The 23,199-nt window shown below is 65.7% G+C and carries 21 protein-coding genes; 4 read left to right on the top strand and 17 right to left on the bottom strand.

What is annotated here, in order from left to right; translation table 11 throughout:
* Nucleotides 1-72: 72 nt before the first annotated feature.
* From ASD71_RS21220 to pagP, 3 genes are all read left to right on the top strand, one after another.
* On the top strand, nucleotides 73-483 hold the full coding sequence (locus ASD71_RS21220) for an acyl-CoA thioesterase (RefSeq protein WP_056569253.1): 411 nt from the start codon (nucleotides 73-75) through the stop codon (nucleotides 481-483).
* Nucleotides 484-493: 10 nt separating this feature from the next.
* Nucleotides 494-1,966 carry a magnesium transporter gene (gene mgtE / locus ASD71_RS21225; protein ID WP_056569256.1) on the top strand — a complete coding sequence of 491 codons (1,473 nt, stop codon included), beginning with the start codon at nucleotides 494-496 and terminating at the stop codon, nucleotides 1,964-1,966.
* 133 nt (nucleotides 1,967-2,099) lie between these two features.
* Complete coding sequence (gene pagP, locus ASD71_RS21230; protein WP_056569259.1) at nucleotides 2,100-2,654, top strand: lipid IV(A) palmitoyltransferase PagP; 555 nt, start codon at nucleotides 2,100-2,102, stop codon at nucleotides 2,652-2,654.
* Nucleotides 2,655-2,660: 6 nt separating this feature from the next.
* Here the strand turns inward: pagP and ASD71_RS21235 are convergent, their stop codons facing one another.
* From ASD71_RS21235 to ASD71_RS21275, 9 genes are all read right to left on the bottom strand, one after another.
* A complete protein-coding gene (locus tag ASD71_RS21235) occupies nucleotides 2,661-3,272 on the bottom strand; it encodes a gamma-glutamylcyclotransferase (RefSeq protein WP_056569262.1) in 612 nt (203 codons plus the stop codon).
* Between the two features lie 161 nt (nucleotides 3,273-3,433).
* On the bottom strand, nucleotides 3,434-3,892 hold the full coding sequence (locus ASD71_RS21240) for an Lrp/AsnC family transcriptional regulator (RefSeq protein WP_056569264.1): 459 nt from the start codon (nucleotides 3,890-3,892) through the stop codon (nucleotides 3,434-3,436).
* 17 nt (nucleotides 3,893-3,909) lie between these two features.
* Nucleotides 3,910-4,689: an SDR family oxidoreductase gene (locus ASD71_RS21245; protein ID WP_056569267.1), complete on the bottom strand. Its 780-nt coding sequence runs from the start codon at nucleotides 4,687-4,689 to the stop codon at nucleotides 3,910-3,912.
* A gap of 177 nt (nucleotides 4,690-4,866) precedes the next feature.
* A complete protein-coding gene (locus tag ASD71_RS21250) occupies nucleotides 4,867-6,561 on the bottom strand; it encodes a thiamine pyrophosphate-binding protein (RefSeq protein ID WP_056569270.1) in 1,695 nt (564 codons plus the stop codon).
* A gap of 64 nt (nucleotides 6,562-6,625) precedes the next feature.
* Nucleotides 6,626-7,612 carry a tripartite tricarboxylate transporter substrate binding protein gene (locus tag ASD71_RS21255; RefSeq protein WP_056569273.1) on the bottom strand — a complete coding sequence of 329 codons (987 nt, stop codon included), beginning with the start codon at nucleotides 7,610-7,612 and terminating at the stop codon, nucleotides 6,626-6,628.
* Nucleotides 7,612-8,385, bottom strand: coding sequence for a GntR family transcriptional regulator (locus ASD71_RS21260; RefSeq protein WP_056569276.1), 774 nt, complete (start codon nucleotides 8,383-8,385; stop codon nucleotides 7,612-7,614). The genes ASD71_RS21255 and ASD71_RS21260 overlap by 1 nt, the downstream gene beginning before the upstream one ends.
* Nucleotides 8,386-8,584: 199 nt before the next feature.
* On the bottom strand, nucleotides 8,585-9,304 hold the full coding sequence (locus ASD71_RS21265) for a VOC family protein (RefSeq protein WP_056569279.1): 720 nt from the start codon (nucleotides 9,302-9,304) through the stop codon (nucleotides 8,585-8,587).
* A gap of 18 nt (nucleotides 9,305-9,322) precedes the next feature.
* Nucleotides 9,323-12,058 (bottom strand): preprotein translocase subunit SecA, encoded by a 2,736-nt coding sequence (gene secA / locus ASD71_RS21270; RefSeq protein WP_056569282.1) that lies wholly within the window; start codon nucleotides 12,056-12,058, stop codon nucleotides 9,323-9,325.
* 191 nt (nucleotides 12,059-12,249) lie between these two features.
* Nucleotides 12,250-13,224 carry a M23 family metallopeptidase gene (locus tag ASD71_RS21275; protein ID WP_056569545.1) on the bottom strand — a complete coding sequence of 325 codons (975 nt, stop codon included), beginning with the start codon at nucleotides 13,222-13,224 and terminating at the stop codon, nucleotides 12,250-12,252.
* Nucleotides 13,225-13,353: 129 nt separating this feature from the next.
* Here ASD71_RS21275 and ASD71_RS21280 point away from each other — a divergent pair, with 129 nt between their 5' ends.
* Nucleotides 13,354-13,761 (top strand): DciA family protein, encoded by a 408-nt coding sequence (locus tag ASD71_RS21280; RefSeq protein WP_082579009.1) that lies wholly within the window; start codon nucleotides 13,354-13,356, stop codon nucleotides 13,759-13,761.
* A gap of 216 nt (nucleotides 13,762-13,977) precedes the next feature.
* On the opposite strand, the gene lpxC is transcribed toward ASD71_RS21280, so the two are convergent.
* The 8 genes from lpxC to ftsW form a co-directional block, all read right to left on the bottom strand.
* Nucleotides 13,978-14,901, bottom strand: a complete 924-nt coding sequence (gene lpxC, locus ASD71_RS21285; RefSeq protein WP_056569288.1) for a UDP-3-O-acyl-N-acetylglucosamine deacetylase — start codon at nucleotides 14,899-14,901, stop codon at nucleotides 13,978-13,980.
* 240 nt (nucleotides 14,902-15,141) lie between these two features.
* Nucleotides 15,142-16,326 (bottom strand): cell division protein FtsZ, encoded by a 1,185-nt coding sequence (ftsZ, locus tag ASD71_RS21290; RefSeq protein WP_008160099.1) that lies wholly within the window; start codon nucleotides 16,324-16,326, stop codon nucleotides 15,142-15,144.
* Between the two features lie 187 nt (nucleotides 16,327-16,513).
* A complete protein-coding gene (ftsA, locus tag ASD71_RS21295) occupies nucleotides 16,514-17,740 on the bottom strand; it encodes a cell division protein FtsA (RefSeq protein ID WP_056569291.1) in 1,227 nt (408 codons plus the stop codon).
* Between the two features lie 4 nt (nucleotides 17,741-17,744).
* The gene (locus ASD71_RS21300) at nucleotides 17,745-18,569 is read right to left on the bottom strand and encodes a cell division protein FtsQ/DivIB (RefSeq protein ID WP_056569294.1); all 825 of its coding nucleotides are present in this window, start codon (nucleotides 18,567-18,569) and stop codon (nucleotides 17,745-17,747) included.
* A 12-nt stretch (nucleotides 18,570-18,581) separates the two neighbouring features.
* On the bottom strand, nucleotides 18,582-19,532 hold the full coding sequence (locus tag ASD71_RS21305; RefSeq protein WP_056569297.1) for a D-alanine--D-alanine ligase: 951 nt from the start codon (nucleotides 19,530-19,532) through the stop codon (nucleotides 18,582-18,584).
* Complete coding sequence (gene murC / locus ASD71_RS21310; protein ID WP_056569300.1) at nucleotides 19,529-20,935, bottom strand: UDP-N-acetylmuramate--L-alanine ligase; 1,407 nt, start codon at nucleotides 20,933-20,935, stop codon at nucleotides 19,529-19,531. Before murC ends, ASD71_RS21305 begins: the two co-directional genes overlap by 4 nt.
* On the bottom strand, nucleotides 20,932-22,008 hold the full coding sequence (gene murG / locus ASD71_RS21315) for an undecaprenyldiphospho-muramoylpentapeptide beta-N-acetylglucosaminyltransferase (RefSeq protein WP_056569303.1): 1,077 nt from the start codon (nucleotides 22,006-22,008) through the stop codon (nucleotides 20,932-20,934). Before murG ends, murC begins: the two co-directional genes overlap by 4 nt.
* A complete protein-coding gene (gene ftsW, locus ASD71_RS21320) occupies nucleotides 22,005-23,198 on the bottom strand; it encodes a putative lipid II flippase FtsW (protein WP_056569306.1) in 1,194 nt (397 codons plus the stop codon). Before ftsW ends, murG begins: the two co-directional genes overlap by 4 nt.
* Nucleotide 23,199: the final 1 nt, after the last annotated feature.

Here is a 23,199-nt window from a genome sequence, read left to right on the forward strand (position 1 = left end):
GCGCCAACGCGCACGCCGCCGTCTCGTTTTTCCTGCATAATCGGCTGGTTCTCTAGCATTGGAGTCGGCCGCATGACCTCCAGCACCAAAACCCCGTTTACGACTCTGCCTGCCCATCGCGACGCGGTGTTGCGCGTCATGCCGATGCCGGCCGATGCGAACATCCACGGGGACGTTTTTGGCGGCTGGATCATGGCTCAGGTCGACATCGCCGGGTCCATCCCCGCCGCCCGCCGTGCCGCCGGCCGCGTGGCGACCGTGGCGGTCAATGCCTTCCAGTTCAAAGAGCCCGTGTTCGTGGGCGACCTGCTCAGCTTCTACGCCGCCATCGTCAAGACCGGCACCACGTCCATCACGGTCTCCGTAGAGGTCTACGCGGAACGCCAGCGGCTGGACGCCGAAGTCGTCAAGGTCACCGAGGCCACGCTGACGTATGTCGCCACCGACGAAGCGCGGCGCAGCCGCCCTCTTCCCACACTTTGAGCCGTAACGCATGACGCAGTCCGCCGCCGCGCAGAAACCGCCCGCGACGCCCCGCCGCCTCGACCCGGAAGACGCCCAGACCGCTCTCGCGGAGGTCCAGGAGCGCCTGCGGCGCCAGCAGCTCGTCGAAAGCCTGGTTCACCGCCAGGAAGAAGGCGACGCCAAGGCCCCCCTGGTCGAAGACCTGGTGCATCGCCAACACGAGGCCGAGCTCAAGACGCTTGTCGACAACCTGCATCCGGCCGACATCGCCTTCATTCTTGAATCGCTGCCCAAGGACGAGCGCCAGGCGATCTGGAAGCTGGTCAGCCCTGAGCACGACGCGGACGTTCTGCTCGAAGTCGAAGACTGGGTCCGCGAATCGCTGATCGAAGCGATGGACCGGAAGGATCTCGTCGCCGCGACCGAAAGCATGGACGCGGACGAGCTCGCCGACCTGGCGCCCGACCTGCCGCCCGACGTGGTGGCCGAAGTGCAAAAGGGCCTGACCGAAGAAGAGCGCGCGCAGCTCCTGGAAGCCATGGGCTACCCGGAAGACAGCGTGGGCGCCATCATGGACTTCGAGATGGTGCGCGTGCGCGAGGACGTCACGCTCGAGGTCGTGCTGCGCTACCTGCGTCGGCTGCACGAACTGCCCGACCACACCGACCAGATCTTCGTCGTGGACCGCCAGGACAAGCTGCAGGGCATCCTGCCCTTGTCGCGCCTGTTGGTCAGCGAGCCCGAAACCGAAGTTCGGGCGGTCATGAATTCCGACTTCCTGACGCTGAACCCGCTGGACTCCGACGCGGACGCCGCCGGCGCCTTCGAGCGTTACGACCTGGTTTCCGCCCCCGTGATGGACGACCAGGGCCGGCTGATCGGCCGCGTCACCATCGCCGACGTCGTGGACGTGATGCGCGAAGACTCGCAAGAGCAGGCGCTGTCGCGCGCCGGTCTGCAGGAAGAAGACATCTTTGCGCCGGTCAGCACCGCGCTGCGCAACCGCGCGCCGTGGCTGCTGTTCAACCTCTGTACCGCCGCCACGGCCTCGTTCGTGGCATCGCAGTTCGAGGGTACGGTTAGCCAAATCGTCATCCTGGCGTTCCTGATGTCGATCGTGGCCGGCATCGGCGGCAACTCCGGCAACCAGACCATGACGCTCATCATCCGGGCGCTGGCCATGGGCCGGATCACCGGTCGCAACCTGTGGCAACTCGTCAAGCGCGAGCTGTTCGTGACCTTGCTGGTGGGTCTGTGCGGCAGCCTCGTGGCCGCCCTGTTCGCATGGGTGATCTCGCGTTCGCTGTCCATCGCACTGGTGATGATGGCCGCCATGGTCTGCAACATGCTGGTCGGCGCCTCGGTCGGCGTGCTGGTGCCCATGGTGCGCGCACGCTTCGGCAAGGACCCGGCGATGGGTTCGTCGGTGCTGCTCACGTTCGCCACCGATTCGCTTGGCTTCTTCATCTTCCTGGGCCTGGCCACGATCTTTCTGCTGTAGCGCCCCCGCCACATCCCAACGCCGCATCGGGCTGAATCAGCCCGTGCCGCCCCGCAGGTGACAGCCCGCTGACAGGGAAGATGACACCCACTCCGTTACAGTAACGGATCTGTCATCTTTACCTGGGGCCGCAATGACCGCCAGAATCCGCGCCGCGCTGCTTTGCCTGCTGTTGTCCGTTTTCACCGTTTCCGCCCACGCCTGCGACGGCATGCCCTCGTGGGCGCAGTCGGCGTGCAACCGCATCGACCAGATCTGGACCGATGGCGGCAACGACCTGTATGTCAGCGGGTGGGCCTGGCACAACCGCGCCAAATACAGCGCCGACAAGATCGACAGCTTCCGCGAACTTGCCTGGGGCGGCGGGTACGGGCGCAGCATCTACGACGAGGACGGCGACTGGCAGGGCCTGTACGCCATGGCGTTTCTGGACTCGCACTCCAAGGTGCAGCCCATCGCCGGCTATGGCTTTCTGAAGATCGGCCAGGTCAGCGACAACTTCCGGCTCGGCGCGGGCTACACGGTATTCCTCACCGCGCGCCACGACATCATGAGCTACGTGCCGTTTCCCGGCATCCTGCCGCTGGTCAGCGCGGGCTACAAGGACGCCATGCTTTACGCGACGTACATCCCGGGCTCAAGCGGCGCGGGAAACGTGCTGTTCATGTTCGGCCGCTGGCATTTCTGACACGCGTCAGAACGCGTGTCCCAGCTTGCGCACCAGATCGCCCAGCCGCCAGTCGTCGATGCCATGCGCACGCAGCGCGCGCGCCGTTTCCACCACGTAGTCCAGGCAAGGTCCGGAATGCCCGACCGCATTGCGCACGGACGTCAGCAGGCGGTCGTCGCAGAGATCGGCCGCGTACTCGCGGCAGGTGCGATTCAACAGGAATACCAGTCCGCGCACCGGCGCGGCGTCGGTGTGGCAGGTCAGCCAGCGCGGACGGTAGGCACCCGTGACCATCTCCCGGCGCCATAAGGCTTCAAAGACTTGCGGCACGTCGCTGGCCGCGATCTGGAAAGCCACGCCGCGGCAACAGCCGCCGCGATCCAGTCCGAACACCAGGCCGGGATTGTCGGGCGACCCGCGGTGGTCATGCGACCACAGGCACAGCGACCGGTGATAGCCCCGCACGGTGGCCAGGCGCCGCTCGCGCCAGGCAAAGCCGGGATGCCAGATCAGGGAACCGTAGGCGAACACCCACAGGTCGTCGGCGCCGTTCCAGCCGGCAAGGAGGTCATCCACCGATGCTGCTTGCCGCGATTCTTGCAATCCGGCGCAGCCGGCGGGCACTGCCAACGACATAGGGTCCTCTGATATCCCAATTCACTCCAAGACTGGAGTGAGCGATATCCTACGCCGCGCCCCGCGCAAAAGCATTGCCAGATTGGGCCCGCGCAACACGCAGAAAGAAATTTGCATCCGCGGCGGAGGGGGACTCAGGAAAAAATTTGCGCGTCCCGCGGCTACACCGCGCCCAGCGGCAATTCCGTGGTGCTTTTGATGACTTCCATCGAGAAGCTGGCGCTGACGTCCAGCAGGTCCACCGCGCCGATCAGCCGGCGATAGAAGCGGTCATAGGCTGCCATGTCCTCGACCACCACCTTCAGCAGGTAGTCCACGTCGCCCGCCATGCGATGGAACTCGACCACGTTGGGCAAGGCCATCACGGCATTGATCAGGCTTTGCGTCCATTTCTCGTTGTGCTGGCTGGTGCGGATGGACACGAACACCGTCAGGTTCAGGCCCAGCGCGCGGGGATCAAGCAGGATGGCGTTGCGCGCGATGACGCCGTCGTCCTTGAGCTTCTGGATCCGGCGCCAGCACGGCGTCACGGAAAGGTTCACCTGTTCGGCCACTTCCGCGACCGAGCAGGTCGCGTCCTTTTGCAGCAGCGCGAGTATCTTCAGGTCCGTCTGGTCCATGGGATGTCTTGACGCCATCAATAGGTCCCGGGGTAGCCGCCGCCGTCGATCAGCAGGCTCTGCCCCGTCATGTAACCCGAGTGTGCCGAGCAGACATACGCGCACAGCGCGCCCAGTTCCTCGGGCTGGCCATACCGGCCGGCGGGATTGCTGCGCGCCCGTTCGTCCCACAGCTGCTCGAACGTCTTGCCGCCCTGCTCCACCATGCCCTGGATGTGCCGGGTCTGCGCATCGGTGGCGAAAGCGCCGGGCAGCAGATTGTTGATGGTGACGTTGTGCCGCACCGTCTGGCGCGCCAGGCCGCCCACGAAGCCGATCAGGCCCGAGCGCGCGCCGTTGGACAGCCCCAGCTCGGCATGCGGCGCCTTCACGCTGCGCGACACGATATTGACGATACGGCCGAACCGGCGCTCGACCATGCCGTCCACCACGCGGCGGATCATGTCGATCGGTCCCAGCATCATGGCGTCGAGCGCGGCGATCCACTCATCGCGCGACCAGTCGCGGAAGTCGCCCGGCAGCGGGCCGTCGGCGTTGTTGATGAGGATGTCGGGATGCGGACAGGCGGCGATGGCCGCGTCGCGTCCCTGCGGCAGCGTCAGGTCGGCCGACACCCAGCCCACGCCGATGCCGGTTTCGCGCGATATCTCGGCGGCGGCCTGCTCAAGCGTCTGCGGGTTGCGCGCCGCGATGGTCACCGCCACGCCCTCGCGCGCAAGCTGCAGGGCGCAGGCGCGCCCCATGCCGCGGCTGCCGCCAAACACCAATGCCTTCCTGCCGCTGATCCCCAGGTCCATGCCTGCCCTCTCTGCTGTCGCGTTGATGGCGCCGGACCTCCGCGGACCGCCGCGCCGAAGCGGTCCAGTATAGGAGCGCGCCCGCCACCAGGGAATTTTTTTCTGATCCGTCCGGCCAATAAAAATGGGGCCCCGCGAAGGGCCCCATCGGCTATGCAGCGCGACGCGGTTACCGCATCAGCCCATCCATTGGCTCACGGGCGCGGCGGTGTCCTGCAGCGGCTGCGCGATCACGTCGATCAGCGCGGGGCCATCGTGCTCCATGGCGGCCTTGATCGCGGCGTCCAGCTTGGACGGGTCCTCGACGCGCCACGCCTTCACGCCATAGGCTTCGGCGATGCGCGCATGGTCGGTGCGGTTGAAGTCCACGCTGTAGTAGCGCTTGTCGTAGCCGGCTTTCTGGCTGGCCTTGATCCAGCCATAGACCGAGTTCGAGAACACCACCATCAGCAGCGGCGCCTTGTGGCGCACGATGGTTTCCAGCTCGCCCACCGTGAAGCCGAAGCTGCCGTCGCCCATCACCGACACGCACTTCGATTGCGGACGGCCGACCCAGGCGCCCAGCGCCGCCGACATCGAAAAGCCCAGCGCGCCGTGGGCGCGGTTGGTGATGAAGTGGCGGCCAGGACGCGAGACGTCGTAATAGGCCGAAAAGTACGGGCACGGCGTGCCCGGGTCCGCGCAGACCACCGCGTCGTCAGGCAGCAGGCGGTTCAGCGACTGCACCACGCGCTCGGGGCGGATGGGCGCATCCAGGCTGGCGGCCAGCGGCTCAAGCTGCGCGCGGCGCGCTTCCTTGGCGCGTCCGGCCAGCACCGCACCGTCGGCCGCGTCGGAGGGCCGGTGCTTGATGCGCGCCTGCACTTCGGCGGACAACGCTTCGAGCGCCAGCTTGGCATCGCCCACCAGACCCACTTCGGTCAGGTAGTTGGCGCCGATCACCATCGGGTCGATGTCGATGTGCAGGATCGGCACGTTGCGGTTCGGGAAGCGCCAGTGCTCGGTCGAGGTCGACCCAGCGCGGCAACCCACGAAGAGCACCACGTCGGCAGCCGCGACCACATCGCGCGTGGCCATCACGCCGCCGTTCGACCCGACCACGCCCGCGTTCAGCGGATGGGTGTCGGCCAGGCTGCCCTGCCCGCTCACCGTCACGCACACCGCAGCCTTCAGGGCCTCGGCGACTTCCTGCAGCGCGCCGCAGGCGCCGGCGATGACGACACCGCCGCCGCAGATGATCACCGGCGAGCGCGCCGCCACCAGGCGTTGCGCGGCGCGCGCCACGTCGGCGGGATCCGGCGCGAAGCGCATGGCCGGGAAGCTGCTGTGCTCCGGCTGCGCCCACACGTCGGACGCATCCACTTCCTGCTTCATCACGTCATAGGGAAAGCACAGGTGCGCCGAGCCGGGCTTGCCGGTCGTCATGGCGCGGAAGGCCGCGCGCACCATGCCGGGGATCTGGTCCGCGCGGTCGATCGTGCGGTTCCACTTGGTCAGCGGGCGGTAGAGCGCCTCCTGGTCCAGTTCGGTCAGCGGATACTTGCCGCGCGAGCCGACGGCCACGTCCGACGTGATGCCCAGCACGGGAATCGACGATTCGTTGGCTTCGACCAGGCCGGGCAGCAGATAGGTCGCACCGCCGCCGCTCGGGCCTTCGCACACGCCGACCTTGCCGGTCACGCGGGCATAGGCGTCGGCCATGTAGGCCGCGCTGCGCTCGTCGCGCGTCAGGATGTGCTGCATGCCGTGATCCAGGCGGTACAGCGCGTCATAAAGCGGCAAGGTGGTGTCGCCGCACAGGCCAAAGATATGTTTGACGCCGTTGTGTTGCAGCATCCGCACCATCGCTTCGGCGCCGTTCATGTGTTCCATGTCATCTCCACGTAATTCGGGAGCCGGGCCGGGGCGGCGGTCAGCCGCCCCGGCCCGACGCCGTTCAGTTATCCAGATTGATCTTGCTGCTCTTGATGAAGGCGCTCCAGCGGTCGTATTCCGACTTCACGTACGCATCAAGCGCCGGACCATCGGAAGCCACGATCTCGAAGCCGGCTTCCGTGACCTTCTTCTTGATCTCGGGATCGGCCAGCACCGCCTGGAAATCGGCCGTCAGCTTCTTGACGGTGGCTTCGGGCGTGCCCTTCGGGGCGAACATGCCGCTCCACGAATAGGCGACGAAGCCCGGGAAGCCCGATTCGGCCACGGTCGGCACGTTGGGCAGCTCGGGCAGGCGTTTTTCGCCCGCGACGGCCAGCGGCTTGATCTTGCCGCCCTGAATCTGGCCGCGTAGCGCCGCAAAGCTCAGCCACGTCATGTTGGCTTGCCCGCCGACCACAGCCTGGATGGCCGGTCCGCCGCCGCCGTAAGGCACGTGCAACAGCTCGACCTTGGACAGCCGCTTGAGCTCTTCCGGCGCCAGGTGGTTCAGCGAACCCACGCCCGTGGACGCATAGTTGAACTTGTTGGGCGGCTGCTTGGCGGCCGCCGCCAGGAACTCCTTCAGGTTGTCCCCAGGCACGCTCGGATTTGCGCCGATCACCAGCGGAAAGCGCACCGTCTGCCCAATGGCGACAAAGTCCTTGAACGTGTCGTACGGCAGCTTGGGCTTCACGGCCGGATTGATGCCGTGGTTGTCGAAGCTGACCAGCAGCGTGTTGCCGTCCGGCTCGGCCCGCGCGACGAACGCCGTGGCGATCTGGCTGGCGGCGCCCGGACGGTTCTCGACGACCACCGCGCGGCCGCCCATCTGCTGCGACAGGCGCGGCTGCAGAATGCGCGCCAGGATGTCCGTGCTGCCGCCCGGCGGATACGGCACGACGAGTATCAGCGGCCGTTCCTCGGCCATTGCCGGCGCGGCGACAAAGGCGCCCCCGGCCGCGGCCAGCGTGCATACCGCCGCCAGCGTCCGCTTGATCGTTCTATTCATCAGTTTTCCCCTGCTGTTGTGGTGTTGGCCGGCACTGCCGTGGCGGGTTCGGCCTGGTCCCGCATGTAAATCGTTGAGAAACCCGTGCGTATGACATCGGTGATCTGGTCCAGCCGCCGGCCGATATGCGCGCTGATGAGGCCGGGCAAGGCCTCGATGTCGCGCTTTTGCAGCGCGTCCACGATGCGCAGATGTTCGCCTTGCGTATGGCTGCGGCGCCCTTGCTGCATGTCGATCCAGCGCACAAAATGAATGCGCGCGTTGACGCTTTCCAGCGCACGCACGAATTCGTCATTGCGGGAGTAGCGGGCCAGCGCCAGGTGAAAGGCTTCGTCCAGTTCCAGCAGCCGGGCCGCATCGCTGTCGTCGGGCTCGTCGCGCGAACGTTCGACGAAGGCGCGCAGGCTGGCAAGCTCCTCGTCGGTGGCGCGCTCGCAAGCCGCGCGCACGATGCCGGCTTCCAGCACCGCGCGGTATTCGTAGAGGCTGTGGATCTGCTTGGCGTCCAGCAGGCGGGCAATGAAGCCGCGGTTGACCGAGCGCGTCAGAAACCCCTCGACCATCAACTGGTTCAGTACCTCGCGCAGCGGTGTGCGGCTTACATTGAGCCGGCGCGCCAGCTCCACCTCGTTGATGCGTTCGCCCGGCTTGAACTCAAACCGCACCGCCATGGCCTTGACGGCGCCATACAGCTCCGCCTGCCCGGCCGAGGTGCGGGCCGCGCGGGGAGTGGGTTGGGTCGCGGGTCGAGTTGCGGGTTGGGACAGCGTCATACCGGATCGCCTGTGGCAAAGTTCCAGTCGGAATGAAGTGCATACTAAAGTGCATACACTTTGAGCGGCAACCCGGGTTTGCCCGAAGCGCGTGGCGTTCTACCCGGGCGGAATCCCAGATCCGGAAGCAACCGCCAGGCATGAAAAAGCCCGCCTGTAGAGGCGGGCTAGTCGCGGGGGACGGTTGGACGGCGACGGCCTACAGCCCAGTGTCCAGCGTGTAGTGCGCGCCGTCGCGATTCTCGAGGGTCAGCGTGGACAGGACCGGCGTCTGCGCAGTGCCGTCCTGCTGGACGTGAATACGCAGGTTCGCCAACGGCACGTCCCACCCGCCGTTGGCGGCTTCGGCAGTCACCCCGGCGACCAGCGCCAGACGCTCGGCCACGCCACGGGCGTCCGCCGCGCGCGCGTCGATGCGTTGCAGGCTGCGGGCGCCATTGGGATGCGCCATCAGATCGGGGGACCAGACGCACTCGGGCGTCAGGTGCCGGCAGAAATACATGCGGATGCCAGGCAAGGGCTGCTCGGCAAAGCGCACGGTGTGGAAACGGGCTTGGACTTCCTGACCGTCCAGCATGGCCGGACGGGTCAGTTCTTGCACGGGATTGACGGCAAAGCCGGCATCCTGCAGCCGCTTGTAGGTGGCCTCGGCGTCATAGGTCCGGAACACCAGCGCTTCCAGCCCAAACGGCGAATCGGCAATTTCCTTGCGCGCGGGCGGCGCGCCCGGCGGCCAGCCCAGCAGTTCGACGTACGTGCCTTCCAGCACGATCAGGCGATTGCACGACCCCAGGTTGTGCACACCCTTGTCGCTGAGATGAAAACCCTGCCGTTCGTAATGGGGCGCCAGCGCATCCAGCCGGTCGCGCACCATGACGACGGCGTGGTCGAATTCAGTGCGGCCAACGGAATGCAGCATGAAGGCTAACCCCTTTTATCAGACCAACTTACCGTGGCACTGCTTGTACTTCTTGCCGCTGCCGCACGGGCACGGATCGTTGCGGCCGACCTTGGGCAGTGCGTTGCGCGCGGGTTGCGCACCCGTCTCCTGCGCATCGGAAGCCAGCGCCTCGTCGTAGTCGGAGTGGTGATACTGCACGTTCTGCACATGCGACTGCGCCGCTTCGGCTTCGGCCTGCTCGACCTGTTCCGACGACTGCACGCGCACCGTCATCAGCACCTTCACCACGTCGTCGCGGACGCGTTCCAGCATGCCCGAGAACAGCTCGAAGGCTTCGCGCTTGTATTCCTGCTTGGGATTCTTCTGCGCATAGCCGCGCAGATGGATGCCCTGACGCAGGTAATCCAGCGCGGACAGGTGCTCGCGCCAGTGCGTGTCGATCGCCTGCAGCATGATCGAGCGCTCGAACTGCGACCACGATTCCTCGCCCACCTGGTCGACCTTGGCCTGGTACGCATCGCGCGCCGCCGCAACCACGCGTTCGCGCAGTTCTTCGTCGTTCAGGTTGGGTTCCTTTTCCAGCATCTCCGTCAGCGGCAGATGCAGGTGCCAGTCGGCTTCAAGCGCCTTTTGCAGCGCGGGGATGTCCCACTGTTCTTCCACCGATTCCGGCGGCACGTACGTGTTGAACAGATCGGTCACCGCGGCATCGCGCAGGTTCTGCACGGTGGCGCCGACGCTGGAGGCTTCCAGCACGTCATTGCGCTGCGAGTACAGCACCTTGCGCTGGTCGTTGGAGACGTCGTCGTATTCCAGCAATTGCTTGCGGATGTCGAAGTTGCGGCCTTCCACCTTGCGCTGCGCGGTCTCGATCGAACGCGTGACCATGCCGGCCTCGATGGGCTCGCCCTCGGGCAGCTTCAGGCGTTCCATGATGGCGCGCACGCGGTCGCCCGCGAAGATGCGCATCAGCGAATCTTCCAGCGACAGGTAGAAGCGGGACGAGCCCGGATCGCCCTGGCGGCCGGCACGGCCACGAAGCTGGTTGTCGATACGGCGCGATTCATGGCGCTCGGTGCCGATGATGCGCAGGCCGCCCGCGGCCTTGACCTGTTCGTTCAGCGGCTTCCATTCAGCGCGGATCTTGTCGATGCGCGCCGTCTTTTCGGCTTCGGACAGCGATTCGTCGGCGCGGATCAGGTCGACCTGCTTGTCGACGCTGCCGCCCAGCACGATGTCGGTACCGCGACCGGCCATGTTGGTGGCGATCGTGATGTGACCCGGCTTGCCGGCTTCAGCCACGATCTCGGCTTCGCGGGCGTGCTGCTTGGCGTTCAGGACCTCGTGCGGCAGCTTGGCCTTCTTCAGCAGGCCGGACAGCAGCTCGGAGTTCTCGATGCTGGTGGTGCCGACCAGCACGGGCTGGCCGCGCTCGTGGCAATCGCGGATGTCTTCGAGGATGGCGTTGTACTTCTCGCCGTCGGTCTTGAAGACCTGGTCGTTCTGATCCTTGCGGACCATGGGCTTGTTGGTCGGGATGATGACCGTTTCGAGCCCGTAGATTTCCTGGAATTCGTACGCTTCCGTGTCGGCCGTACCGGTCATGCCGGACAGCTTTTCGTACATGCGGAAGTAGTTCTGGAACGTGATCGACGCCAGCGTCTGGTTCTCGTGCTGGATCTTCACGCCTTCCTTGGCTTCGACGGCCTGGTGCAGACCATCGGACCAGCGGCGGCCCACCATCAGGCGGCCCGTGAATTCGTCCACGATCACCACTTCACCGTCCTGCACGACGTACTGCTGGTCGCGGAAGAACAGGGTGTTGGCACGCAGCGCCACCATCAGGTGGTGCATCAGCGCGATGTGACGCGGGTCGTAGAGCGATTCGCCTTCGGGCAGGATGCCCAGACGGGCAAGAATGCCTTCGGCGTGTTCGTGACCGGCTTCCGACAGGTAGACCTGCTGGCTCTTTTCGTCGACCCAGTAATCGCCTTCGGGTTCCGGCTCTTGCGGCTTGGGCTCGTGCGCCATGCGCGTGAGCAGCGGCGGCACCGCGTTCATGCGGACGTAGAGTTCGGTGTGGTCTTCGGCCTGGCCGGAGATGATCAGCGGCGTGCGGGCCTCGTCGATCAGGATCGAGTCCACTTCGTCGACGATGGCGTAGAACAGCACGCGCTGGCGGCGGTCCTCAACACGGAATTCCATGTTGTCGCGCAGGTAGTCGAAACCGAATTCGTTATTGGTGCCGTACGTGATGTCGGCGGCGTACGCGGCCTTCTTTTCCTCGTTCGGCTGCTGCGGCACCACCACGCCCGTGGACATGCCCAGGAACCGGTACAGGCGCCCCATCCATTCGGCATCGCGGCGGGCCAGGTAGTCGTTCACCGTGACCACATGCACACCCTTGCCAGCGATGGCGTTCAGGTAGACGGGCAGCGTCGCCATGAGCGTCTTGCCTTCACCCGTGCGCATTTCGGCGATCTTGCCGTTATGCAGGGCGATGCCGCCCAGCATCTGCACGTCGAAGTGCCGCATGCCGAACACCCGCTTGCCGGCTTCGCGCACAACGGCGAACGCTTCGGGAAGCAGATCGTCCAGGGACGTGCCCTGGGCGTGGCGGGATCGGAATTCGTCGGTCTTGGCCGCCAGTTCCGCGTCGGAGAGCGCGGAGATCTTGGGTTCGAGCCCATTGATCTGGGTTACCAGCTTGCGATACTGCTTAAGCAGCCGGTCGTTGCGGCTACCTATGAGTTTTTTGAGCAGAGAAACCATGCGTATGTCGGCCGCACGAGCCACACCACACCCGAAAGCGCCTGGGGCAGCGTCACCCGTGACTTGATGTTATTGGTTGAGCGGGGGTCCGCTGGGAAACGAACCAGTTTAACGCACCTGGAGCGTAATAGCCTGGACCTATGACCAGGGTAGCACTGTTGGCCGGTTTGACCGGCCAACCCGCGAAGGGTTCACGGCGCGGCGGCCTGCGCAACCGTGGGCGGCGCGTGCTGAGGCTGGGGCCCCAGAAAGAGGCGCGGATCCAGCGGCTGCCCGGCAAGACGGACCTCGAAATGCAGGTGCGGCCCGGTAGATCGGCCGGAACTGCCCACGCGCGCCACCTGCTGACCGCGCTCAACCAGATCGCCCTGTTTGACCAGCAACGAGGACGCATGGGCATAGCGGGTGATCAGGCCGTCGCCGTGGTCGATTTCGACCATGTTGCCAAAGCCGGGGGCCCACTTGGCCTCGAGCACCACGCCGCCGGACGCGGCCAGGATCGGCGTGCCCGAGGGCGCGGCGAAATCCAGTCCTTCGTGCATGGCCGAGCGGCCCGTCACCGGGTTGCGGCGCCAGCCATACGAAGACGACAGATAGGGGTAATCGGTAATCGGCATGGCGGTCGGCATGCGCGCCTGATCCGCCGAACGCTTGGTGAGCGCCGCATCCAGCAGCTTCAGGTTGTCGGTCTGCTGCGACAGCCGTGCCTGGATCTCGTCGAGCTGCCGGCCCAACGCCTCGGCCGACGCCGCGCTGGGCGGCGGATGGTCGGTGAAGAGGTCGTCCATGACCTGCGTGGCTTCGGGGTGAGCCGGCGCCTCAGGCTGCGCCGACGCAAGCTGCTGAGCCAATTCGGGGTCGGTATAAGCCACGCCCGCCACCTTGGCCACGCGCTGGCCGAGGCCGTCAATGCTGACCAGCTTGGCCTGCAGTGCGCCCACCTTCGAGGCCAGCAGATTCATGTTTTCACGCAGGAAATCGGCGTCGCGCCCAGGCTGCTCGGAAAGCGGCCATCCCATCGTGTGGACGGCGGGAAGGATGGGAGTGATGTATCGTTGAAGCGCTGCGCCAAAAATGGCCGCGGTAATCAAGGCGCCCCCCAGAAACAACGCCAGTCGCGCGCCGCCCAGGGTGAGATGCCCGTCCTGCCCGTCCCGGGCGTGCATAATCACGATCTTCAAGGTTTGCTTCCTAATTCTTTTAAAGCCGGCATGAATAGACCCGCTTCATACCGTCAACGTTCCAGTACCAGCCGGCGCGGTGAAAATACCGCCCTGGGATGGCTGGGTCATGACATGCGGGGCGCCGGTGTATTGGCGACTGCCCGCAAGCATCTGCAAATTCAGTACGCGGTGGCGGCGGTGTTGCCCGCCCCGCTGGGTGCTGTGTGCCAGGTCGCCAAGCTGGAAAACCTGTGTCTGCATCTGGTGGTGCCCACCGCCGCGCACGCGGCCAAGATGCGTCAGTTGGCGCCGCGCATCGCGCGGTCACTGGCGGACCAGGGCTGGAACCTTAACGAAATTGCCATCAAGGTACAAGCCGGGTTACCCAAGCCCGGCGCCCGTCAGCCGCGCCCTCCCAAAGAGGCGCAGCCCCTGAACGACAAGGCATTGGGCGCGTTCGAAACGCTGCACGACAATCTGCGGCCGGGTCCGTTGGCCGATGCTGTCGCCAAGCTCTTGAGGCATCACAAGAGTAGCTGAGCAACCGGGCTTTGTCCGGCAACTCGGGGGTCCGGAAACGTCGCGAAACCAACTTTTCAGACCGATGGCCGGATGGTTTGCTACCGGATTGCGACTACCGCGCGAGGGGATGACGGCCAGCGTCGTCCCAAAGTAGAAACCCAGGCGGGAATCTAAACCGAAACCCGCGCGGGATTGGGGTCAGGCCCCTGCGCGGGTTCAGCGGAAAGCCTGGCGTCAGGCCAGCTTCCATTCGTGGCGAAACGCCTGGGGCGCTTCTGCCTGCGATTCGTACGTGACGATTTCCCAGGCGTCGCGCTGCTCGAGCAGCGCGCGGGCGAGCTGGTTGTTCAGGCCGTGGCCTGACTTGCACGCCACATAGCGCGCCACCAGCGGTTTGCCCAGCAGGTACAGGTCGCCGATGGCGTCCAGGATCTTGTGCTTGACGAATTCATCGTCGTAACGCAGCCCGTCGCTGTTCAGCACACGGTACTCGTCCATGACGATGGCGTTATCCAGGCTGCCGCCGCGGGCCAGGCCCATCGACCGCAAGGCCTCGACTTCATTCACGAAACCAAACGTGCGTGCCCGCGCGATCTCGCGCACGTACGAATGCGTGGCGAAATCGATTTCGGCAAAATTTGCCGTGGAGTCGATGGCGGGGTGGCGAAAGTCGATCGAGAAGGCCAGCGCGTACCCTTCATGGGGTTCGAGACGGGCCCATTTCTCGGTGCGTCCTTCGCCTTCACGCACTTCCACCGGCTTCAGGACACGGATGAATTGCTTGGGCGCGTTCTGCTCGACGATGCCCGCCGAGCGCAACAGGTACACAAACGTCGCCGCGCTGCCGTCCATGATGGGGACTTCTTCGGCAGTGAGGTCGACGTGCAGGTTGTCGATACCCAGGCCGGCCAACGCCGACATGAGATGCTCCACGGTCGACACGCGAACATTGCCCTGCTGCAGCACGGACGCCATGCGGGTATCGCCCACGCCCGTGGCTTGCGCGGGCAGGTCAACGACCTGCGGCAGATCCACACGGTGAAAGACGATGCCGGTGTTGGGCTGTGCCGGACGCAGGGTGAGCTCTACCCGCCGTCCGGAGTGGACGCCGACGCCTGTCGTGCGGACGAGATTCTGGATGCTGCGCTGTCGGAACATGAGACTTGGAATTTTGAACCCGGAAGCCGGCAAGATAAGTACGGATTGCCGGCGTAACCGAAGTATTGTAACGCTGTCCGATCCTTGCCGCCATTCAAACTGGCGCTCAGACCGACCGAAACCTCCGTCCCTTATTTAACGTGCAAGGGAAACACGGACCGCTCTGCCTCCGGCTCGCCCGTGGGGACAGGCGAGCCGGAGATGAGGGAGTGCAGTTAGAGCCGTTGACCGGCTCTAGGTTCAGTCCGCCTGCTTACGCAGGAAGGCCGGGATGTCGAAATGATCCATCCCCGAGCTTTCCAGCGCGCGCACCTGGGCCGACGCCTGGCTGCGCGGATTGCGCATGACAGACGGCATGTCCAGGTTGCGGTAATCACCGCCTTGACCGGCCGGCATCGTGCCCATGGGCATGTTGTCGGTGCCGGTGCGCAGCACTTCAGCGGTGGTCTGCACCAATTGCGGACGGGCTTGCGCGCGGCCAAGGCCGGTTGCAACCACCGTGACACGCAGGTTTTCGCCCATGGACTCGTCGTAGGCGGTGCCGAAGATCACGGTCGCGTCGTCCGAAGCGTAGCTGCGGATCGTTTCCATGATTTCGCGCGTTTCGCGCATCTTCAGCGAGCGGCTGGCGGTGATGTTGACCAGCACGCCACGCGCGCCGTTCAGATCCACGCCTTCCAGCAGCGGGCAAGCAATGGCGTGCTCGGCGGCAACACGTGCGCGATCCGCGCCCGATGCCGACGCCGTGCCCATCATGGCCTGGCCCTGCTCGCCCATGATCGTCTTGACGTCTTCGAAGTCGACGTTGACGTTGCCTTCGACGTTGATGATTTCGGCGATACCCGCGCACGCGTTGTGCAGGATGTCGTCGGCCGAACGGAAGCAGTCTTCCTGCGTCGCGTCCTCGTCCATCAGTTCATAGAGGTTCTCGTTGAGCACCACGATGAGCGAATGCACGTGCTTGGCCAGTTCCGAGATACCGTCCTCGGCCATCTTCAGGCGCTTGTTGCCTTCAAAGGTGAAAGGCTTGGTGACCACGCCCACGGTCAGGATGCCCAGTTCCTTCGCCACTTCGGCCACGACCGGACCTGCACCGGTACCGGTGCCGCCGCCCATGCCCGCGGTGATGAAGACCATGTGCGCGCCGTTCAGCGCGGCACGGATTTCCTCACGCGCGGTTTCAGCCGACGCGCGTCCCTGCTCGGGCTTGGCGCCCGCGCCAAGGCCGGTCCGGCCCAGGCGGATCTGCACCGGCGCATTGGTTGCCGCCAGCGCTTGCGCATCGGTATTGGCGCAGATGAAATCCACCCCGTGCACACCGCTGCGAATCATGTGCGCCACGGCATTGCCGCCCGCACCACCCACACCAACGACCTTGATTACGGTCCCTTTGGTGTTGTTCTCAAGCATCTCAAAGTTCATCATGATGACTCCCTCACAAGTCCGATTTTGCAAATCACAAAAATTCCCCGACAACCTATCTTTTGTGAATCGCCTCAAAGCCGACGCCGGCTACATAGGCCCGCCACGGGTTTGAGACGCCTCCTCTTTCTGGCGCTCCCCGCAAAACTGCCGCGGTTCGCACCAAGGAGCAGGCCCCAACCTGCACCCTTTAATTCATAAACCACTCCTTCATGCGCGCAAGCAGGCTCTTGAAGTTGCCCGTCTGCGCAGCCACCTTGCGGCCGCGCACACGCTGCATGCGCGCTTCCTGCAGCAGCCCCATCACCGTCGAGAAGCGCGGATTGCGCATCACGTCGGCAAGGCTGCCTTCGTACTCGGGCACCGCCACGCGAACCGGCTTGAGGAACACGTCCTCGGCCAGTTCGATCATGCCGGGCAGCTGCGCGGATCCGCCGGTCAGGACCACGCCGGAAGCCAGCAGGTCCTCGTAGCCGGAATCGCGCACCACCTGTTGCACCAGCGTGAACAGTTCTTCGACGCGCGGCTCGATCACCGCGCCCAGCGCCTGGCGCTTGACCTGGCGGGGGCCGCGGTCGCCCAGGCCCGGCACTTCCACGGACTCCTCCGGGCTGGCCAGCACCTGCTTGGCGACGCCGTAGCGCAGCTTGATTTCTTCGGCATCGGGCGTGGGCGTGCGCAGCATCGCCGCGATGTCGTTGGTAATCTGATCGCCGGCGATGGGCAGCACGGCGGTGTGGCGGATTGCGCCGCCGGTGAAGATGGCCACGTCGGTCGTGCCGCCGCCGATATCGACGAGAACGACGCCCAGTTCCTTTTCGTCAGCCGTCAGCACGGCCAGGCTGGAGGCGAGCGGCTGCAGGATCAGGTCCTGCACTTCCAGGCCGCAGCGGCGCACGCACTTGACGATGTTCTGCGCGGCGCTGACCGCGCCTGTCACGATGTGCACGCGCACTTCCAGGCGCAGGCCGCTCATCCCGATGGGTTCGCGGATGTCTTCCTGGCCGTCGACGATGAACTCCTGCGTCAGCACGTGCAGCACCTGCTGGTCGGTCGGGATGTTCACCGCCTTGGCGGTCTCGATGACGCGGGCGACGTCGGTGGCGGTGACTTCCTTGTCCTTCACGGCGACCATGCCGCTGGAATTGAAGCTGCGGATATGGCTGCCGGCGATGCCGGTGTAGACGTCTCGAATCTTGCAATCTGCCATCAGCTCGGCTTCTTCAAGCGCGCGCTGGATGGAATTCACAGTGGTCTCGATATTGACGACCACGCCCTTGCGCATGCCGCGCGATTCGTGCTGGCCCAGGCCTAGCACTTCGAAGCGGCCTTCAGGCAGGATTTCAGCCACCACAGCCACCACCTTGCTGGTGCCGATATCGAGGGCGACGATAAGGTCCTTGATGTCACGGGTCATGGCGTTAGCGTTTCTTGGGAGGTTTCGGTGTGGATTTGGATTTGGTTTCCGACGCGGGCAACGGGGCCAGCGCCAGGGCGAAACCATTCGGATATCGCAGGTCGGCCTGCGTGATGGAGCGCCCTTCCAGGCGTCCCGCCACGGTGGGCCACGCCTGCACAAAGCGTTGAATACGAGCCGCGAACGGCAAGGCGCCGGGCAGGCCATGCGGGTCCGGCGCATCGGCGCCCGGATCGCGGCCAAGGTCCAGCAGCATGCCGTTGGAAAGCACGACGCGCCAGGCGTAACGCGGGCTCAGTTCCAACTTTTCCACATGCATGTCCAGCGGCGCGAACCAGCGCGCCAATTCGGCATAGCGCTGCACGACCAGCGCCTCCGTGCCGTCGGGTCCGGAGAACTGCGGCAGCACCGTATCGTCGTCCACCTCGCCCGTGTTGGCCGTGAACGCCTCGCCCCAGGTGTTGATCATCTGGTTTTCGTTCCACAGCGCCAGGGGCTGCTGCTCTTCGATGCGCACGCGCAGCACGTTCGGCCAGATCCGCCGCACGGTGGCATGCCGGACCCACGGCACCGATTCGAAGATCTCTCGCGCGTCGTCCAGGTCCACCGTGAAGAAGTTGCCCTTCACGCGGCCCGCGATCGCCGAGCGCACGGCGCCCGTCGACACGTAGTGCAGCTCGGTGTCCGGCATTGATTCCAGCTCGATCGCCGACAGCGTGAAATACGGACGCTGCGCTACCCACACCACGCCCGCGATGAGCATGGCGGCAACCGCCAGCACGGCGAGCGTGTTGGCGATCAGGTTGGTAGTACGAGCGTCGTTCCACACGGAGTATCCAGGTCAAGCGTTGCGGGCGTGGCCGTGCACCTTGCACGAGGCCTCGGACAGGATGGCCACGCACAATTCTGCATAGCTGATCCCCACAGCCTTCGCAGCCATGGGCACCAGGGAGTGGCCGGTCATGCCGGGCGAAGTATTCATTTCAAGCAGCCAGGGCCGGTTGTCGGCATCGAGGATGAAATCGGCGCGGCCCCAGCCTTCGCAGCCCAGGGTCTGATACGCCTTGACGGCAATCCGCGCGACTTCTTCAGCGACGTCCGCGGGCAAGGCGGCCGGGCAGAAATACTGCGTGTCGTCGGAGAAATACTTGTGTTCGTAGTCGTAGTTGCCGCCTGGCGCCGCGATCTCGATCACGGGCAGCGCGTGCGCCGCCTTGCCCGAGCCCAGCACGGCCACGGTCAGCTCGCGTCCGGTGATGAACTGTTCGGCCAGGACCTCGCTGTCGTACTGCGCGGCCGCGGCGTAGGCTTCCTTCATGTCGGAATAGCCGACGACCTTGGTGATGCCCACGGTCGAGCCCTCATGCGGCGGCTTGATGATCAGCGGCAACTGCAGGCGGTCCGGAACCAGGCGCAGTTCTGTATCCTCGTCCAGCACTTCAAAGTCAGGCGTGGGCAGGCCGTGCTGCAGCCAGATGCGCTTGGTCATGGTCTTGTCCATGGCCAGTGCCGAGGCCATCGGGCCGCTGCCGGTGTAAGGGATGCCCAACAGTTCCAGCGCGCCCTGCAGGGTGCCGTCTTCGCCGTAACGGCCGTGCAGCGCGATGAACACGCGGTCAAAGCCTTGATCAGCCAGCTCGGCAAGACTGCGCTCGCCGGTGTCGAACAGGTGCGCGTCCACGCCGGCGCTGGTCAGCGCCTCGTGCACGCCCTTTCCAGACATGAGCGAGACTTCACGTTCGGCGGACCGGCCGCCGTACAACACACCTACCTTGCCGAATTGCTTGCTCATGCCAGCTCTCCCACCTGGGCCGGGACCTTGCTGATCGAACCCGCCCCCATCACGATGACGACGTCGCCATCGCGCACAAAATCCACAACGGTCTGCGGCAGTTCCGCCACGTCTTCCACAAACACCGGCTCGACCTTGCCGGCCACGCGCAGTGCCCGCGACAGCGCGCGTCCGTCGGCCGCGACCAGCGGGGGCTCGCCCGCGGCGTAGACCTCGGTCAACAGCACCGCGTCGGCGGTGCCCAGCACGCGCACGAAATCCTCGAAGCAATCGCGCGTCCGCGTGTAGCGGTGCGGCTGGAAGGCCAGCACGATGCGGCGGTCGGGCCAAGCGCCGCGCGCCGCGGCCAGCGTTGCCGACATTTCGACCGGATGGTGGCCGTAGTCGTCGATCACCGTGAAGGTGCCGCCGCCATGGTTGGCCGGCACCGGGAATTCGCCTGTCTGGGTGAAGCGGCGGCCCACGCCCTTGAAGGAAGCCAGCGCCTCGCAGATGGCGGCGTCGGACACGCCCAGCTCGGTCGCCACGGCAATCGCGGCCAGCGCGTTGCGCACGTTGTGCAGGCCGGGCAGATTCAGTTCGACGTTCAGGGGCGGCAGCAGCGTGTCACGGTGGGTGCGCTGCACGTTAAAGCGCATGCGCGTGCCGTCCGGCCGCACTTCATACGCCCGCACCTGCGCGTCCTCGTTCAGGCCGTAGGTCGTGATGGGACGCGACACGAACGGCATGATCTCGCGCACGTTCGCGTCGTCCGAGCACAGCACGGCGCTGCCATAGAACGGCAGGCGCTGCGTGAACTCGATGAACGCGCTCTTGAGCCGCGCCACGTCGTGCCCGTAGGTGTCCATGTGATCCGCATCGATATTGGTCACGATGGCCATCACGGGCAGCAGGTTCAGGAACGAGGCGTCCGACTCGTCGGCCTCGACCACGATGTAGTCACCCTGCCCCAGTCGCGCATTGGCGCCCGCCGAATTCAACCGGCCGCCGATCACGAACGTGGGATCCAGGTCGCCCGCCGCCAGCACGCTGGCGACCAGGCTGGTCGTGGTGGTCTTGCCGTGCGTGCCGGCCACGGCGATGCCGCGCTTCAAGCGCATCAGCTCGGCCAGCATGATGGCGCGCGGCACCACCGGGATGCGCGCCGAGCGCGCCGCGATCACTTCGGGGTTGTCGCCCGCCACCGCGGTGGACGTGACGATGGCGCTGGCGCCCGTGACGTTGCTGGCGGCATGGCCGATCGCGATCTTCACGCCCAGCGCGGCCAGGCGGCGCGTCACCGCCGACTCGTTCAGGTCGGAACCGCTGATGTCGTAGCCCAGGTTCAGCAGCACTTCGGCAATGCCGCTCATGCCCGAACCGCCGATGCCTACAAAATGGATATGTTGAATTCTGTGTTTCATGATGAACGCCCCGCTGCTTGTTCACAGACGTCGGCGATATGGGCGGCCGCGTCGGGACGCGCATGCGCGCGGGCCCGGACGGCGACAGCCTCGAGTTCTTGTCGGGTGCGCTGGCTCAGCCAGTCCGCCAGCCACTCGGGCGTCATGGCGGTCTGCGGCTGCAGCCAGGCGGCCTGCGCATCGCTCAGGAAGCGCGCGTTGGCGGTCTGGTGGTCGTCGATGGCGTGGGGGAACGGCACGAACAGCGCCGCGACGCCGGCGGCCGCCACTTCGGACACCGTCATGGCGCCCGCGCGGCAGATCAGCAGATCGGCGTCGGCCATGGCGCCCGCCATGTCGTCGATGAAGGCGCGGCAGTCGGCTTGTACTCCCGCCTGGGCGTACGCCTGCTGCAGCGCCGGCAAATGTTGTTCACCGGCCTGGTGGACGACCGTCGGCCGGTGGCCAAGCGGCAGACGCGCAAGCGCCTGCGGCACGGTGGCATTCAAGGCTTGCGCCCCCAGGCTGCCGCCCACCACCAGCACGCGCAGCGGGCCGCTGCGGCTGGCATAGCGTTCGGCGGGGTCCGGCAAGGCGCACAGGTCGGCGCGCACCGGATTGCCCATGGCTTCGCCCTTGGGCAGCACGCCGGGGAATCCGCTCAGCACGCGGCGCGACATCTTCGCCAGGCATTTGTTGGCGGTGCCAGCGACGGCATTCTGTTCATGCACGACCAGCGGCGTGCCGCGCAGCGCGGCAATCACGCCGCCCGGGAACGCCACGTAGCCGCCCATGCCCAGCACCACGTCGGGGCGCACGTCGGACAGCCGCGACCACGCTTGGGCGAACGCGCGCAGCAGCAGGAACGGCAGCTTGAGCAGCGCGGACGCGCCCTTGCCGCGCACGCCCTGGAAGTGCAGCGGCACCAGCTCGATGCCGCGCGGCGGCACGAGGCGGCCTTCCATCTTGTCGGGATTGCCCAGCCACAGCACGCGCCAGCCGCGCGCGCGCAGCACATCGGCCACGGCGAGACCCGGCATGATGTGGCCGCCGGTGCCGCCGGCCATGATCAGGATGGTGCGGGCGGCGGTCATACCCGTCCTCCGCGCATCATGATGCGGTTTTCCACGTCGACCCGGATCAGCATGGCCAGCGCGCACAGGTTCATCACCACGCCCGAGCCGCCGTAGCTCATCAGCGGCAGCGTCAGGCCCTTGGTGGGCAGCAAACCCAGGCACACGCCCATGTTGATGAACGACTGCACGCCAAACCACATGGCCACGCCGTGCGCGACCAGGCCGGCGAACGTGCGCTCCATGGCGATGGCCTGGCGGCCGATGTCAAAACCGCGATAGACGATGAGAGCAAACAGCGAAATTACCAGCATGACGCCGGCAAAGCCCAGTTCCTCGCCCACCACCGCCATCAGGAAGTCGGTGTGCGCCTCGGGCAGGTAATGCAGTTTTTCGACGCTGGCGCCCAGGCCCACGCCGAACCATTCGCCGCGGCCCAGCGCAATCAGCGAGTGCGAAAGCTGGTACGCGCTGCCGTAGGCATTGTCTTCGTTCCAGGGATCCAGGTAGGCGAACAGACGCGCACGGCGCCACGGCGACAGCCAGATCAGCATCAGGAACGTGCCCACCAGCACGGCGAGCAGGCTGCTGAAATACTTGCCGTTGATGCCGCCCAGGAAGAGGATGCCGATGGCGATGGCGACGATCACCATGAACGCGCCCAGGTCGGGCTCGAGCAGCAGCAGCATGCCAACGCCGGCCAGCGCGAACGCCATCGGCAGGAAGCCGCGGGCAAAGGCCTGCATGTGCTCCTGCTTGCGCACCGTGTAGTCAGCCGCGTACAGCAAGGCGGCAAGCTTCATCAGTTCGGACGGCTGGAAGTTCAGCGGCCCCAGCGGGATCCAGCGGTGCGCGCCGTTGACTTCGCGGCCGATGCCGGGAATCAGCACCGCCACCAGCAACACCATCGTCACCACGAAAAGCGGCACGGCCAGGCGCTGCCAGACCCGGATGGGGATCGCCAGCACCACGGCGGCGCCAACCAGGCCCGCGCTTACAAAGAGACCGTGGCGGATCACGAAGTAATAGCGGCCATAGGACGCATAGCGCGGACCGTCGGCCAACGCGATCGACGCCGAATACACCATCAGCAGGCCGAGCAGCAGCAACGTCGACGCCGCGATCACGAGCGGCATGTCGAAGTTGCGCATGCGGGTACGGCCGGGCCGTACGGCATTGACGCTGGCGGTGAGGTCGGCGATCAGGCTCATC

The organism is Achromobacter sp. Root565 (assembly GCF_001427425.1).
GTDB classification, from domain to species: domain Bacteria; phylum Pseudomonadota; class Gammaproteobacteria; order Burkholderiales; family Burkholderiaceae_B; genus Achromobacter; species Achromobacter spanius_D.

Excerpts from the sequence above, each read along its gene's own strand:
- ASD71_RS21220 (WP_056569253.1), top strand. The coding sequence starts at position 73 with ATGACCTCCAGCACCAAAACCCCGTTTACGACTCTGCCTGCCCATCGC.
- mgtE (WP_056569256.1), top strand. The coding sequence starts at position 494 with ATGACGCAGTCCGCCGCCGCGCAGAAACCGCCCGCGACGCCCCGCCGC.
- pagP (WP_056569259.1), top strand. The coding sequence starts at position 2,100 with ATGACCGCCAGAATCCGCGCCGCGCTGCTTTGCCTGCTGTTGTCCGTT.
- ASD71_RS21235 (WP_056569262.1), bottom strand. The coding sequence starts at position 3,272 with ATGTCGTTGGCAGTGCCCGCCGGCTGCGCCGGATTGCAAGAATCGCGG.
- ASD71_RS21240 (WP_056569264.1), bottom strand. The coding sequence starts at position 3,892 with ATGGACCAGACGGACCTGAAGATACTCGCGCTGCTGCAAAAGGACGCG.
- ASD71_RS21245 (WP_056569267.1), bottom strand. The coding sequence starts at position 4,689 with ATGGACCTGGGGATCAGCGGCAGGAAGGCATTGGTGTTTGGCGGCAGC.
- ASD71_RS21250 (WP_056569270.1), bottom strand. The coding sequence starts at position 6,561 with ATGGAACACATGAACGGCGCCGAAGCGATGGTGCGGATGCTGCAACAC.
- ASD71_RS21255 (WP_056569273.1), bottom strand. The coding sequence starts at position 7,612 with ATGAATAGAACGATCAAGCGGACGCTGGCGGCGGTATGCACGCTGGCC.
- ASD71_RS21260 (WP_056569276.1), bottom strand. The coding sequence starts at position 8,385 with ATGACGCTGTCCCAACCCGCAACTCGACCCGCGACCCAACCCACTCCC.
- ASD71_RS21265 (WP_056569279.1), bottom strand. The coding sequence starts at position 9,304 with ATGCTGCATTCCGTTGGCCGCACTGAATTCGACCACGCCGTCGTCATG.
- secA (WP_056569282.1), bottom strand. The coding sequence starts at position 12,058 with ATGGTTTCTCTGCTCAAAAAACTCATAGGTAGCCGCAACGACCGGCTG.
- ASD71_RS21275 (WP_056569545.1), bottom strand. The coding sequence starts at position 13,224 with ATGCACGCCCGGGACGGGCAGGACGGGCATCTCACCCTGGGCGGCGCG.
- ASD71_RS21280 (WP_082579009.1), top strand. The coding sequence starts at position 13,354 with ATGCGGGGCGCCGGTGTATTGGCGACTGCCCGCAAGCATCTGCAAATT.
- lpxC (WP_056569288.1), bottom strand. The coding sequence starts at position 14,901 with ATGTTCCGACAGCGCAGCATCCAGAATCTCGTCCGCACGACAGGCGTC.
- ftsZ (WP_008160099.1), bottom strand. The coding sequence starts at position 16,326 with ATGATGAACTTTGAGATGCTTGAGAACAACACCAAAGGGACCGTAATC.
- ftsA (WP_056569291.1), bottom strand. The coding sequence starts at position 17,740 with ATGACCCGTGACATCAAGGACCTTATCGTCGCCCTCGATATCGGCACC.
- ASD71_RS21305 (WP_056569297.1), bottom strand. The coding sequence starts at position 19,532 with ATGAGCAAGCAATTCGGCAAGGTAGGTGTGTTGTACGGCGGCCGGTCC.
- murC (WP_056569300.1), bottom strand. The coding sequence starts at position 20,935 with ATGAAACACAGAATTCAACATATCCATTTTGTAGGCATCGGCGGTTCG.
- murG (WP_056569303.1), bottom strand. The coding sequence starts at position 22,008 with ATGACCGCCGCCCGCACCATCCTGATCATGGCCGGCGGCACCGGCGGC.
- ftsW (WP_056569306.1), bottom strand. The coding sequence starts at position 23,198 with ATGAGCCTGATCGCCGACCTCACCGCCAGCGTCAATGCCGTACGGCCC.